Source organism: Paenibacillus sp. NAIST15-1 (genome assembly GCF_001894745.1).
Classification (GTDB): Bacteria; Bacillota; Bacilli; order Paenibacillales; family Paenibacillaceae; genus Paenibacillus_B; species Paenibacillus_B suaedae.
Genome location: NZ_BBYF01000012.1, coordinates 61,468 through 75,860 on the forward strand (window position 1 = coordinate 61,468; position 14,393 = coordinate 75,860).

At 48.5% G+C, this 14,393-nt stretch carries 13 protein-coding genes; 3 read left to right on the forward strand and 10 right to left on the reverse strand.

Annotated features, from left to right (window positions below; genetic code table 11):
- Nucleotides 1-3 precede the first annotated feature (3 nt).
- The 10 genes from PBN151_RS31450 to PBN151_RS21640 all read right to left on the reverse strand — a co-directional run bounded on the left by PBN151_RS31450 (nucleotide 4) and on the right by PBN151_RS21640 (nucleotide 12,231).
- Nucleotides 4-156, reverse strand: coding sequence for a hypothetical protein (locus tag PBN151_RS31450; RefSeq protein ID WP_175560771.1), 153 nt, complete (start codon nucleotides 154-156; stop codon nucleotides 4-6).
- Between the two features lie 6 nt (nucleotides 157-162).
- The gene (locus PBN151_RS21600; protein ID WP_072730657.1) at nucleotides 163-1,434 is read right to left on the reverse strand and encodes an ABC transporter substrate-binding protein; all 1,272 of its coding nucleotides are present in this window, start codon (nucleotides 1,432-1,434) and stop codon (nucleotides 163-165) included.
- 138 nt (nucleotides 1,435-1,572) lie between these two features.
- Nucleotides 1,573-2,817, reverse strand: a complete 1,245-nt coding sequence (locus PBN151_RS21605) for a response regulator transcription factor (RefSeq protein WP_072730658.1) — start codon at nucleotides 2,815-2,817, stop codon at nucleotides 1,573-1,575.
- Entirely contained in the window at nucleotides 2,798-4,600 is a 1,803-nt protein-coding gene (locus PBN151_RS21610) for a cache domain-containing sensor histidine kinase (protein ID WP_083545270.1), read from the reverse strand. Before PBN151_RS21610 ends, PBN151_RS21605 begins: the two co-directional genes overlap by 20 nt.
- A 198-nt stretch (nucleotides 4,601-4,798) precedes the next feature.
- Nucleotides 4,799-6,553: an amylo-alpha-1,6-glucosidase gene (locus PBN151_RS21615; protein ID WP_175560772.1), complete on the reverse strand. Its 1,755-nt coding sequence runs from the start codon at nucleotides 6,551-6,553 to the stop codon at nucleotides 4,799-4,801.
- Nucleotides 6,554-6,556: 3 nt separating this feature from the next.
- Nucleotides 6,557-8,140 (reverse strand): aminomethyl-transferring glycine dehydrogenase subunit GcvPB, encoded by a 1,584-nt coding sequence (gene gcvPB, locus PBN151_RS21620; RefSeq protein ID WP_072730659.1) that lies wholly within the window; start codon nucleotides 8,138-8,140, stop codon nucleotides 6,557-6,559.
- Nucleotides 8,141-8,146: 6 nt separating this feature from the next.
- Nucleotides 8,147-9,622, reverse strand: a complete 1,476-nt coding sequence (gcvPA, locus tag PBN151_RS21625; RefSeq protein WP_072730660.1) for an aminomethyl-transferring glycine dehydrogenase subunit GcvPA — start codon at nucleotides 9,620-9,622, stop codon at nucleotides 8,147-8,149.
- 37 nt (nucleotides 9,623-9,659) lie between these two features.
- Nucleotides 9,660-10,442: an SDR family NAD(P)-dependent oxidoreductase gene (locus PBN151_RS21630; protein ID WP_072730661.1), complete on the reverse strand. Its 783-nt coding sequence runs from the start codon at nucleotides 10,440-10,442 to the stop codon at nucleotides 9,660-9,662.
- Between the two features lie 39 nt (nucleotides 10,443-10,481).
- Nucleotides 10,482-11,294 carry a carbohydrate ABC transporter permease gene (locus PBN151_RS21635; RefSeq protein WP_021252651.1) on the reverse strand — a complete coding sequence of 271 codons (813 nt, stop codon included), beginning with the start codon at nucleotides 11,292-11,294 and terminating at the stop codon, nucleotides 10,482-10,484.
- 16 nt (nucleotides 11,295-11,310) lie between these two features.
- Nucleotides 11,311-12,231: a carbohydrate ABC transporter permease gene (locus PBN151_RS21640; protein WP_021252650.1), complete on the reverse strand. Its 921-nt coding sequence runs from the start codon at nucleotides 12,229-12,231 to the stop codon at nucleotides 11,311-11,313.
- 393 nt (nucleotides 12,232-12,624) lie between these two features.
- Here PBN151_RS21640 and PBN151_RS21645 point away from each other — a divergent pair, with 393 nt between their 5' ends.
- The 3 genes from PBN151_RS21645 (at nucleotide 12,625) to PBN151_RS21655 (ending at nucleotide 14,383) form a co-directional block, all read left to right on the forward strand.
- On the forward strand, nucleotides 12,625-13,026 hold the full coding sequence (locus PBN151_RS21645; protein ID WP_072730663.1) for a GNAT family N-acetyltransferase: 402 nt from the start codon (nucleotides 12,625-12,627) through the stop codon (nucleotides 13,024-13,026).
- Between the two features lie 43 nt (nucleotides 13,027-13,069).
- Nucleotides 13,070-13,558: a hypothetical protein gene (locus tag PBN151_RS31455; protein WP_227774937.1), complete on the forward strand. Its 489-nt coding sequence runs from the start codon at nucleotides 13,070-13,072 to the stop codon at nucleotides 13,556-13,558.
- A 183-nt stretch (nucleotides 13,559-13,741) separates the two neighbouring features.
- On the forward strand, nucleotides 13,742-14,383 hold the full coding sequence (locus PBN151_RS21655; protein WP_072730665.1) for a hypothetical protein: 642 nt from the start codon (nucleotides 13,742-13,744) through the stop codon (nucleotides 14,381-14,383).
- The last annotated feature ends 10 nt before the right edge of the window (nucleotides 14,384-14,393 follow it).

The following is a 14,393-nucleotide window of genomic DNA, read 5'->3' on the forward strand; positions in this document are numbered from 1 at the left end:
TGATTACAGTTGAATCCATTTGTTCGTACAGTAATAGAACGAGTACATGAGCATATCTCCATACCTTATCATTTTGAAAAGCCAAGGGCCGTTCATATCGAAGGACGCATGTACGTAATGCGCCTCATCGAAGGAACGGCCCCGTTTATTTCTCATTATTTTTTATTTCTTCTCAATAAATTTTTTTGCTTCCTTCACTGCCGTATCTAGCGCTTTCTGTGCATCTTCACCCAGCATGACTGAATCAACTGCAGTAGACAGGTGACGGTTCATCTGGTTCCAGTTGCTGTTCAGCAAGAAGGCTGGCGTGTTGTCGGAACGCTCCAGCATGCGATAGAACGGTGCATACAGCTCGGATGTATCCAGCTTCATTTCTTGCACGACGCTCTTACGTATCGGCAGGTCAGCATCGCTCTTCATCTTGACGGCTTCTTCCGAAATAAAGAACTTCACGAACTCCCATGCCAGATCCTTCTGCTTCGATTGCTTCGCAATCGATACTGCACTTACCGAAATTACGCCTTTCACAGGCTTGCCAGGGAACGCTGGCATTTCAACAGTCCCGAAATCAACCTTCGCTTCCTTAAACCCGTCTAGCGGCCATACACCGCTCTCCCACATTCCGATTTTACCAGCTTTGAAGATGTCGTTACCGCCAAGCTGCGTTTTTCCTCCTACGAGGACTCCGTATCCGTCCTTCACCATATTCCCGAACATTTGAACAGCCGCTACCGTATCCGGCCCGTTCATAATGCCTTCAATCGTCTTGCCGTCTTCGCTGATGAAGCTGCCCCCATTACTCCAGATGAATCCTTGCAGATCATACGGGTCGTTCTCAGCACGGACACCGAATCCATACTGCTTCTTCGATTTATCTGTCAGCTTCGTTGCAATATCCTTGAAGTCATCCCATGTCCAGCCATCTTTCGGATATGGGACTCCCATTGCGTCGAACACTTTCTTGTTGTAATACATAGCCCGTGTCGTGAAGCCCGCAGGCATACCATACGTCTTGCCATCTACCTTCACATAATTGAACAAGCCATCATATATATCGTCTAATTTCAGGCTTGCATCTTTCTCCGTAAAGGCATCCAGCGGCTCCAAGTTCGAATGGTATGTTGGGAAATCCCACATCAACATCACATCAGGCGGGTTGCTCGCACCGAACGATGCCGCCAGCTTCTGATCGAAGCCGTCTGCATAAGGTTCAATTTGTACTTTGACGCCTGTATGGGATTTTTCGAACGCCTTCGCGATATTTTCTTGAACCTTCAGCTTCTCTCCAGTATCCCATGTTGCAAAACGCAAAACGGTTTGTTTCCCCTTGTCTTCCCCGGAGGAGGAACCTTGTTCTCCAGATCCTCCGCCACAGCCAGCAAGCATAAGTGCAAAGACCGTTAACAGAATAACCAATCTTGACGTTCTCTTCATCTTGCTCATTCCCCCCAAATGGTTGCATCTCAAACATACCTTCACTTTAAAGACAATAAAGCGTTTTCAAAACGGCGAATTGTTCCGAATATGGGGTGATTTTGTTCGGTGAAAGGGCGTAATATCGTACGCCCTTCGTCATTTTTGAGCAAAATGTTCTCCCTTTTGTCCGCTTCGGTATTGACTCGGTGTCATTCCACAGCAGCGTTTGAACCATTTGCTAACATATTTTCCATCCACCATGCCGATCCGCTCAGCGATATCCTGCAGCGTCATCGTTGTATTCAGAAGCAAATCCTGCGCTGTCTTAAGCCGCATACGGTATAAGAAGGAGACAAAATTCTCTCCAGTTACCTTCTTAAATAAAGTACTGAAATGACTTCGACTCAATCCAACTCGATGTGCTACATCACTGACGGACCAAGGCTCACTCACATTCTCTGCTACCAAGAGCACCGATCGCATCACCGTTTCCGGCCATGAATTGACTCGCAGCTCAAATTTGCGCTCCAACTCCGCCGCTCGGTGCAGCTCCTGAACCGCCTCCAGCCAGCCGTCCATGCCCTTTAACGGGCCACGACTGCTCCAATGCAGCTGCGGACAAGATGCTTTGCTCTCTTTCAACAGCCGTTCCACCTTCAGGCGAGCTGTAGGACGATAGAAATAGAAACATCGTTCTACACCGCAGGGAATATAGGCGCACGGGCCTTCCGTTTCTTGCAGCAGCTTATCGCCAAGATACTTCCAGTACTCCCCTCCACGGTTGGATGATTTGATAGCGGCAGGGAGCGATTGCTCGGAACTGTCGAATATTTTAACCAATATAATCTCATGAGGTTCATTCAACCAATACCATTGCGTCTCCCAGCGCAGTTTCAGCTCGCCTTGGAAGTTGTTGCGGAAGCCGCATAACCAGGCATAGAACGCCGCATTCCACTGTGCATCCTCTTCGTTAGAATTTGCAGTGCGAACCGCTGGAGGAGGCTCCGAATTCCCAGCCAGCTCCTCCCCGAACTTTTGAAGATAATAATCCAGTTCCTCATCTTCGAAAGCCGTTTTCAACAAATAACCGGAAGCCCCAAGCATCATTCCCTTTTGTGCATATTCGAAATCTCGATGACAGCTCAGCAGCAAGACCCGAGTATGCGGCGACTTTTCCTTCACTCGCTTGGCGAGTTCGATTCCATCCATCTCCGGCATCACGATATCTGTAATGACCACCTCCGGCTCATGGAGAAGGAATGCTTCCCATGCCTTCTGACCATTTGGGGCATCGGCTACGACTACCATGTTGAATCTGCTCCAATTTACCGTTGCCATCAAGCCTCTGCGAACAATGCTCTCATCATCCGCGATTAGTACTTTAATAGGGTTGTCTGTCATCGGATTCCTCCTCCTTTTTGGGCCAGCGTATCGCAATCGTTGTACCGTTTCCTAACTGGGATTCGATGCTTAATCCATATTCGGAACCAAAGTGCAGCTTGAACTTCTGATCCACATTGTACATCCCGAGACCATGTCTCTGATTGTGGTCTTTCGGAGCCTGCAGCAGAGAGATTCGACGCTCTTCGCTCATCCCTTTACCATTGTCCGATAAGGTTAAATACAGCTCTGACCCGGTATCTACTAGGCGGAGTGCAATTGTGCCATACCCATCCTCGAAGGCGTAGAAAAAGATATTCTCAAACAGCGGCTGCAAGCTCATACGCGGGATGACTGCTGCCAGCGCACTTGTTGCAATTTCAGACTCATATATAAATTCACCTTCATAACGAACCTGCTGGATTTGCAGAAAATGATCAATAAGCTCCAGCTCTTTCGATATCGGTACCAGTTCACGCGTCACGTCTAAGTTGGCTTCTAACACGATCGTTAAGTGAGCGATCATTTTCCTTATATCATCATTGCCCTGCAGCCTAGCCTTCCACTGTATGGAGTTCAACGTATTGAACAATAAATGGGGATTGATCTGATAATGAAATGCTCGCAATTCGGCTTCCTTCTTGAGCTGCTCCTTAGCCGCTATTTCCTTCACAAGCTCTTCGATCTGTCCGATCATCTTATTGAAGCTATTCGCAAGCGTCCCCAGCTCGTCCTCATCCTGAACTTGGATTCGGGTCTTCAAGCGACCAGCTCCTGCGGAGTTCATCGATTCCTTGATCCGTTTAATCCTGCCCGTTACACGAGTGGAGAACAAGTAGGCGAGCAGAAGAGCGAGAAAGCCTGACAAGCCTAAACCAAGTAAGGTATAAAACTTGATAACACTTGATGGCTGATTAAAATATTCATAGGGCAGTCTAGCTTCTATCGTCCAATCATTTATTTTCAAGTTCTGCTTCCACACGATATCATTTTCTTGCGCAGTATAATTGCCCGGCGAGTGATAGATCGTCTGACCACTTGCACTTTGCACCGTCACAATCGACTTCGTATCCTGTTCGAACATACGGAACAGTTCGATCAGCTTATCTGCCTTCATTTCAATAAGGATTTTGCTGTCCTGCAAGGGTCCTGCCTGATTGCGGATCGGCACAACCAAGCCAAGCAGCTTCTGATCCGGTGTATCCTTCTCATCGCGATAATGCAGTGGAGGGTAGAATCCTGCCCAATACTCTCCTGCATGATCGGCAGGGATCCGCTTCCACCATGGCTGTTCAACCAGAACATCTACATTCAAGATGCTGTCCCCGTAATAATAGCCAGATTTCGTAATAATGAATATCCCGCGATCATGCAGCCTTTTAAGCGCTTTCAAGAAATCTTCCATGTTGTTCTTATCCTGCACTTGCGAATACGTCTTCGGAATCTCCGCATTGATGACACTCTTATATGGATTAAGCAAATATGAATAAATATAACCCGCAATCATGCTCATCTGATTTAATTCCGTATCCAGCTGATACTGCAGCTGATTGACACTGTTCTGACCATATTTGCCGAACTGCTCTTGCAGAAGGCGTGAGGATTGTTGATAAGATAGCACACCCTGAATCATGAGCGGAAGCAGTGATGCCGCCAAGAAGAACAGCACGAGCTTCAAGCGAAGACTTCGCCTCGGATTGGGCGGCATATTGGCCATCCATTGCTGTAGCCGATGCAAGACACCCGATTGTGTCACATGGGTTAATCCAGTAAGAGTTTCACGTGGCTCTGCGATAAGAATCATCCCCTGTTGCTTATTGGACTAGTCATGATGCTGCGAAGCGTTGATGTATCAGAAGTGTAACATAACCAATTTTAATCTGACAATGGAGACGGAAGCACCGATTTGTCCTCATCGAGACATCGATTAGGCGGGGAGATCACAAAGATAACAAAACAGCTCCCTTACGCGCTAAGCGGCAGGGAGCCTGTTCCACCTCGTCTATTGAGCTGGCTGCATTACATATTCATTCGCTAATATGAGGAACACACTCGACGTCCACGTAAATGCCCGATCGCGAAGTCCGCACCCTGTCTGTGCATCAAAATTCTCTGCCATGCCGCTGCGAGCAGCCATGCGGCAGAATCGCGTCGCTGCTTCTTGTGCCACTCCCCGCTCCCCACTGCGCTGCAAACCGTCGATCAGCAGCATCATGACTGGAGCCCAGATTGGCCCAAGCCAATAGCCGTCCGGTTCATAGAACGGACTGTTCAGGCTTTCTGTGGCGAATCCATTCGGACTGAAGAACCGCTCTTCATCGGCAACTGCCTTCACAAGCGCTTTGCGCACCGATTCCGGCAGACGATCACCTAGCAAGATCGGCATAAACGGAATCAAGCTGTCTCCTTGCGCCGGCTCATGTGTGCCTGAACGAACCGCCTTGAACTGGCCGTCATGCCAGAAATGCTCCAGCATGCGTCCGAGCAGGCTATCCGCAGCATTGAGCCATTCCTGCGCCTCGTATGGCTTGCCCAATTGATCGGCAATCTCCGCAAGAACCTCGAATTGGATAGTTAAATAAGCAGATAAATCCGGACTCTCAATAGGTCCCACACTGCGGAAAATCGTGCTATTATCCCAGCCGCTGTCATTGCCATGATTGTACTGGGGTATCCCGTCCCGATCGTCATCACGGCAATTCATCCACCATTTGCTCCACTGTGCAAGCGGTCCATAGATTTCACGCAAGCGATCGGCATGGCTGAACCACTCATTACGCTCCATCATCCAGCGCAGCGTCCAGCCATGGATAGGCGGCTTGCAGCAATTCCACAAGGCGTACTTGTCATTGACGAAGTCCGGAAGCTGACCAGATTCATCCTGCTTGTCGAACATGATCATGAACTGATCCCAAGCCAGCTCTGGCTGATTCGCCGCGAGCGCCATTGCATTAAAGCAATGATCCCAGCTCCAAATGTTCGTCATCCAATTTTTCGACATGTACATCGCGGGACGAGACAAATGTCCGGCCTCAGGCACCACACAGGACCATGTGATGTATGCAGCCAAGATGCGCGCCTGTTCCAACTCTTCCAAGGCAGCAGGCAGACTCTTATCGAGCCATACAGCAAATTCCTTCTCCACGCTGGCAGCAGCCTCGTCGAAGGAAACCAGCGACTCGAATGGACGAATGGATGGCGGCTCTATCCGATACTCTTCAAGCATGAGCTCTGCTTCAACTGCTTTGTCTTGGTTATCCCCACCTGGGAAGCATTCCACCACCGCATATTTGCATCTGGAACGTTCCCATGGAGCTTCGACCGTAAGCTTCCCTTGAAGCGAAGTCAACATAAAGCGCATTTCCGTAGTAAAATGATTCACCTCGTAACGTCCATCCTGACGTGGAAGCACATAATCATAAGTACCCGCAACTAATGTCAGACGGATTCCCGCTTCGCGCACACGTATCCGCATCGCTTCCGGCTCCGACAGGCATAGTTCCGCCTTCCCTTGTCCGCCTTCTCCAATAAGGGTTAAGGAGGATGGCGCGCTATGAACTGAATAAGGTACAACCTCGCCGCCAGCTACCAGCTCTAGGCGGAATACTGCACCGCTCGTCTCGTCACCACCGCGAACGGTGCGCAAATACAAGCCTTCCTCTCGCTTGCCATTCTGCGGCAAATGCGATACCGTCAGAAAAGATCCAAATCGGCTAAATGGAATGTGCTGAATATCAAATGTAATCATTGCCGACATCCTTTACTCCTTATCCGGCAGGCCGTTCGACTGTCCCGTCTTTTTCAAGTAAGCTCGCCATGTAATGCACCATTCAGCCGGTTCATCCAGCGATTCCTCGATATTCCGATGTACCGTGCTGTGATGTGGTGCTGACTTGACGATCTCCGGTACGCTGCGAGCTTCTTCTGCAATATGGGCTAACGCTTGAATATATTCATCCAAGTCATCCTTGGAGTATGATTCCGTTGGTTCCAAGGTGAAAGGCTGCGGTACAATATAAGGATGATGACTCGTCCAGTAATGCAAGCCGAAATCACACATTCTGCGCTGAATATCTTCGGTCGTCACTCCTGTCTCACGCGTCAGCTGCTCCCAGCTATAGCGTACCTGCTCAAGCCGTCCCCCTTTTACATAAGGAGCGCTTGCACCAGAAATCTGTAATATTTTATGGTACAAATAGTTATTGTTCAATACCGCAATTTCCGCAACATCCCGCAGCCCTCTTGCCCCCAAGCTGCGAATCCAAGCATACGCCCGCACAATCGTCTGCGCAACACCATGGAAGCTTCTTACCTTGCCAATGCTCAGCTCTTGATTCGAGCGCAGCACGAATTGATCGCCATCGCGCTCAACAATAGGGCCTGGTAAAAATGGCTTCAGCTGCTCCGTAACGCCCAGAGCCCCTGCCGCAGGGCCGCCGCACATATGAGGCGCCGCGAACGTCTTGTGCAGATTGAAGAAGCACATATCAAATCCCGCTTCCTTCGCACGAGCGATGCCAAGAAGGCCGTTCGCGTTAGCTTGGTCGTAATAGCAAATGCCTCCTGCCGCATGTACAATGTCCGTGAACTCTTTAATGCGTGAATTAAAGATCCCTGTATCTTCAGGATTCGCTACCACGAAGCCTGCTGTTCGATTCGATACCACCTGCTTGAGCTTCTTAATATCCGGGAATCCATCCTCGTCCGGATGTAGGGTAATGATCTTATATCCCTTCACCGCTGCGGTTGCGGCTTGAGAAGGATGAGAGAAGATCGTTGTAATAATCTCATCACGCTGCTCGCCTTCTCCATTCGCCTCATGATACGCACGTACGATGGAGGCCATTGCGAACAATGCTTGTGTTCCGCTTCCAGGCTGGAAGGAGAAGGCGTCCATGCCCGAAATCTCACGCATCGCCTCATCCAGTCGATAGGTGATTTCCAGCATGCCCTGTACCGTGCTTACATCCTGCAATGGATGCAGCTCCGTCAGCTGCGGATTGCGAACGAGCAGCTCATTGACGCGCGGAATGTATTTCATCGTGCAGGTTCCCTGACCGATTTCTACATTTAGATCGCTGCCGAGTGTCTCCTGCGACAAGCGCAAGTAATGGCGAAGCACCTTGGCCTGACCGATCTCAGGCAGCTGCGGCGCTTTGGCTCGCTGCATCGAGGCCGGAATGCTTGATACGACGTCACCAACAGCTTCAACAAGCTCCTGCTCCGCTTCTGGAACGAGAACGCCGCGCTCTCCTTCTCGATGCAGTTCAAATATTACCGGTTCATCCCATTTCGCTTGATGAAATTGTCTGACTGTACGATCCTTCCGAACGATTTGTTGCATCGCTTGTCACACCCCCTCTGCCATATTCACTGTCTCCGAAACCCCTGCTGCAGCTACTCCTGCAAGCGAACCATTTTCCTGCTCAGCATCCGCACTCAGCACAGCTCGAAGCTCTTCCACCAGATGATCGATCTGTTCCTTCGACATGACCTCAGTGACACAGAACAACGCGCTCTGTCCAAGTTCAGGGAACGTTCTAGACAAATCCAGACCGCCAAAGATGTTCTTGGTAAGCAAGTATTCATTGATCTCACTCACCGTCCGGCCTGTTGCGGTAAAGTCAATGACGAACTCCTTGAAGAAGGAATTTTCATAACGCAGATTTACGCCAGGCAATGCGTTCAATGCATTCGCTGCATAGCGGGATTTCTGCATAATCGTCTCGCCAACTTCGCGCATGCCATGTGGGCCAAGCAAGGCCAAATATACGCCTGCCGTAATCCCCCATAGTGCCGTCTGTGTGCCTACAGACTCCTTGCCCTGCTCGCGCTGTGCGAAGGAGGTACGTTCATAGGCAACGTCACCGAAGCCATACTCGCCTTCTACAACGGTCGGCACGATGCCGAACAAGCGGGATGGGTATTCCATGACGAACCGCTCATCATCATGAGTTGCGATAAATCCTGACTGGCCACCTCCGTAGTTCATACGAATACCGAGCGGCTGCAAATCGCCACATACGATATCTGCGCCATAGCCGCTTGGCGGCGTCAGTACCCCAAGTGATATCGGATCAACGCCTACTACGCTGATGGACCCATATTCATGAGCTAAGCGGCTAATTTCCTCGCCTTGCTGCTCAATGACACCGAAATAATTCGGATTTTCTATATAGACAGCTGCTGTCTGATCAGACAGCTTGCTCTTTAGATCGTTCAAATCCAGAAGCCCGCTATCCGACTCGGCTTGAACTGGGATAACGCGGATTTGTGGATGCAAATAATTTTCAATAATCATGCGCTTATCAGGGCAGAGAATCTCCGGCACGAGCACCTCTGTACGCCCTGTCATTCTGGCAGCCATCCGCAGTGCGGTCGAAGCAGCCTGCGGCCAGTCGAATGTCGGTACGTTGACGACATCCATATCAACCAGTTCAGCGACAAGACTCTGGTATTCGAACAAGGCCTGGAATCGTCCATGATCCTCGTAAGGCTCTCCCGCGTAGGCTGTTACGAATTCCGATCGTTGATTGATCTCATCGCATACAGCAGGCACGAAGTGCTGCCAGCAGCCTCCACCCAAGAAGCTGGTTGCCTGCGAAGTACTCACATTCGCCGCAAGCAGTCGTTCAATATGACGCTTCAGCTCATACTCATTCAATGCTGGCGGCATCTCCATCTCTGACTGCATCCGCAAATGCTCCGGAATATCCCGATACAGCTCGTCGATATTCGCAATGCCGATCTCCTGCATCATCTGAGCTTTGACTTCTGGAACCGTGTTCGGAATATAAGGGTGCACATTCGATTGACGTTCCTTCATGACCTACGTTCTCTCCCTTCATAATTCGGATCAAGTGTTACGCCAGTCCTCCGCCATCCACAACCAATACACTGCCGCTAATCCACTGGGACAGATCACTAGCCAAGAACAGCACGGCATTCGCAATATCCTGCGGTGTACCAATGCGCTCCAAAGGTCTTCCTACCGCGGAGGAAGCAAGGAATGCTCCTTCTTCAACAGCCAGCTGAACCGCCTCTTCACGCAGCAGCGGCGTATCTGTATCGCCCGGACATACGCAGTTGACACGAATATTGTCCTTGCCGAAGTCAATCGCCATCGCCTTGGTCAAGTTCACAACCCCTGCCTTCGCAGCACAATACGCCGCAGCTTGGTCGCCGCCCTTCAAGCCCCATCCGGAACCTGTATTAATAATGCTCCCGCCTCCTCCAGCAGCCATTACCGGAATCGCGTATTTAGACAGCAGGTATGCCCCCTTCAGGGACACGTCTATGACCAAATCCCAATCCTGTTCCTCCAGCTCAACGACCGTCTTGCGGCGAATGACGCCTGCATTATTAAACAGAATATCAATGCCTCCATACCATTCCTGCGTCATGCGAGCTGCACGCTCACAGTCTTCGGCCTTCGTTACATTGCAGGACACAAACTGTGCTTCTCCCCCGGCATTCCGAATCTCTTCGACTGTCTCCTGCCCTTGCTTTTCCCCAATATCAGCGATAACTACATTCGCTCCGAAGCGCGCCAAGCATTGTGCCGTAGCACGTCCGATACCGGATGCTCCTCCTGTAATGATCGCTGTCTTGCCTTTCAGGCCAAATACATCTATCTGCTGCGTCATTCATAATCCCTCCGTTATCTGCGTTATGTGCTCAAGTTGTTAGCCCTTCATGCCTGTTGTTGCAATTCCCGTTACGATATAACGCTGTGCTGCGAAGAAGATCGCAAGCGGTGGCAAGCAAATCATGCTTGTTACGGCCATGATCGCATCCATCTTCACCTCATACATCCCTTTGAACTGCGACAAGCCCAGCGTCAGCGTGTACTTGCTCTGATCGTTCAAGAAAATGAGCGGACCCAAATAGTCGTTCCATGTGCCGAGGAAGTTGAACACCGCAACCAGAATCAATGCTGGAGCCATGAGCGGCACAATGAGACGTATGAACGATTGCAGCGGATTAGCGCCATCGATACGGGCTGCTTCCTCTAGTTCCGGCGGAATCGTCATAATGAACTGACGAAGCAGGAAAATATAAAATGCTGAGCCGAAGAAAGAAGGAACAATCAACGGCTTCAACGTATTGATCCAACCAAGTGCGTTAAACTCCATATACAGCGGAATCATCGTCACTTCCCAAGGAATCATCATGGATGCTAGCAAAATAATGAATAATACTTTGCTGCCCTTGAACCGGAATCTGGCAAATCCATAAGCAACCAGTGCAGAGGATACAACCTGACCAATAAGTGACATAACCGATACAATCAATGAATTTTGTAAAAACACGTCAAACGGCTGTGAATTCCATGCTTTTGCAAAGTTGCCGAAATTCAAGGTACTCGGAATCCATTGCGGTGGGAACAAGAACAATTCTTCGGGCGACTTCAATGATGTTGAGAGCATCCAATAGAAGGGCGCCAAGAACAACACGGTAAAAAAGATGAGCAGTGCGTAAGTTATTATTTTTTTCATCAGAATCTCCCCCTCCTCAGCCTTTGCCGCCCTTCATTTCACCTTCGTAATACACCCATGCCGACGAAGAGCGGAACACGAGCATCGTCAGAACAAGCACAATCGCGAACATGAACCATGCATTCGCAGAAGCGTAGCCCATCTTGGAATATTTGAAGGCATTTTCGTACATATACATCGCATAGAAATACGTGGAATTGAGCGGGCCTCCACCCGTTAACACCAAGGCGAGCGTCAACTGCTGGAACGCAGAAATAATCGTTGTAATCAAGTTAAATAAGATGGTCGGACTAAGCATAGGCAGCGTAATCCGGAAAAATTGCGATACCGTCCCTGCACCATCAATGGCGGAAGCCTCATACAGCTCACGAGGGATGTTCTTAAGCCCCGCCAAGAAAATGAGCATCATGGAACCCTGTCCCCACAGGCTGGCGAACACCATCGCTACGAGAGACCATTTCGGGTCGTTCAGCCAGTTCGGCCCTTCTACCCCTATCAGCGATAAGGCATAGTTCAAAATTCCATATTCTCCGTCGTACACCCACGACCAAATCATCGCCAGCGCGACACCGGAAATAACGGAAGGTACATAGAACGCTGTACGGAAAAATCCACTGCCCCGCACGTTGCGGTTCAGCAGTATCGCAAGTCCAAGCGCAATTAGAATGTTAACGGGCACAAATATAATGGCGAACTTCACCGTAACCGTCAGTGATGTCCAGAATAACGGATCATCCGTGAACATGTTAATAAAGTTATCCAAGCCGACAAACGTCTTCTCCCCAACAATTGGCCAATCAAAGAAGCTGATAATGAAAGAAAAAATGAGTGGGCCGAGCGTAAATGCGAGAAAGCCAATAATCCATGGCATAATGAATAAATAAGGCACGGCTGAATGCATGCGAAGCGAAAACGATCGTTTTTTTCTTATTTCCATAGGGGCTTCGTTCCTTTCTTTGTTGTTCGTGATCATAGGTTGCAGTGCAACAGGCGCTGCCGTACGATAATGTTGAGACTGGATGATCGGCTCTTTCTATAACACAGCTCGAATTGATGGGCACATCGTAGGTATCATTGTAGATGAGATGTAAGCGTTTTTACACGGAAGGCTGTTTCTCATTGGGGGGGACTTTGTTTGAACATCCGCTCAATCATCTAGGTGTGGGGGTGTATTTGTTTGCAATGTGACGTCATTTTGTTCGATTGCAAGAAGATTGATAGGAGGAAGATCAACTCACTCACGATTCGCCATCGAAAAGATCACACTGCTGCCTCGCGGTAATCATGAGGAGAGAAGGACATTTAGCTTGATGGAGAAAGGGTTTGTACAATGGGAATTCGATATGAAATGGAGCTTCCTACAGCAGGGGAGATTTACGAGTTGTATGAACATCTTCAATGGAACACATATTTGGGGCTGTCACAAGAAAAGCTGCTAAAGGCGATGCAGCAAAGCTACTGCGCTATTTACGCCTATCATGAGGATCAGTTGATCGGCACGGGAAGAATTATTTCAGATGGGATAATAAATGCGTACTTGTGTGGGCTGGGCGTTCATCCAGACTATCGAGGCCAAGGGATTGGAACTGCAATCAGTCGGTTGCTGATGGAGCAGTGCAGCAATCATAACCTGCATCTTCAATTTTTCTGTGAAGAAGGACTCATTCCATACTATGAAAGGTTAGGCTTTACCGTATTTGCCGTGGGGATGAAGCCTGCGAATAAGAGATAATGCGCAGTGGGTGCTTCGTTCGGAGAGCCCTCTACAAAAAAACATGACTGAGGCAGCCAGTGAGCCAAGACCTCAGTCATGTTTCATACAGCATCGCTCTATCAGAGTGCTGGAGGAGACAGCGGCCGACCTCGCGCTTGGCTTATTCTATCTGGCGTTGCCGCTGGATCTTGTATGGCATGCGCAGACTGCACCAGTACAGCAGAAGCAGGAAGCCTCGTTTTTCACAGTAATGAATGTTTTCGCAAAAGCAAGCGTTAATAACGCTTGTTGCGAAAAAGGCCCGGTCAAGGTTTACCTTGTCAGGCCTTTTTTATGTCGCGCAATATCATTTTGGCTCTCTCTTGATGAAGAACGATGCGATAATCAAAACGATGGCGAGCCCAATTTCAATTTTGAACATCGTCCAAAAACTGTCGTTAATATAGTAGAAAGGTTGGTTTATTGCGCTTTTCGTATCTTTCAGCGTGCTCATGTATACGTAATCATTCCAAAACATAACCAGCAACAGATGCGTAAAAGCCCCATATAGAAGCGCTACTCCACACTTAAAAATAAAATCGCCTCCCCAAAATTACGATTGAAAATCTTTTCCCGTTCCATCTTCGATGATTAAATTGATTTTTTTGATGATAATCTCAAAAAGAATATAGCATATTTTCCCAATACGTGATAGAGTAAATGTTTTCCAAATATAAGGAGATTAAATTAAAAAATGAGAAAAATGATTCTTTTTTCCATCTCATTCACCCTGTTTCTTGGCATGTTCGCCGTCCCCCTGAACAACAACGCATTCGCCAGCGAAATGAATGTGAACATGACTCAGCCTGATAAGATTGAATATATCACAAGCCAGAATGGAAAAATCATCCCTGTTATTTACATCAGCGATCCGGTTAAAGCTCACAAATATATGGAGCAGCATGGACTTAAAAAAGAAGACCGTTTTCAAGTGAACAACTTCGCATTTGCTTCAGGGTATTCATATGTTGGATATAGCGGTACATTCAATTATGACTACAAGGTGGACTATACTGAAAATAGAACAAAGAAAGATTTCGTATGGAAGCGCACAGTGACTAGGAAGTCTACTGGAAAAACAACAGTCTCCGTAGGGGCTGATTTCGCTAAATTTTTTAAAGCCTCTGTCAATAAGGAATGGGGAAAAGAAATGTCCTATGAAGATAAATTTGAAGTAGAAATCCCGCCGAACAAGCAAGGAGAAATTTGGACATGGAATGTTGCCGAAAGCTATACTTTCAAATCTGGGAACGATCAATTTAGTGCAATAAGACCAACAGATAACTTTGGTAATAGTATTTTGATTACTAATTTTAGAGATCCGGTTAACGGTTAGTTGAAATCTT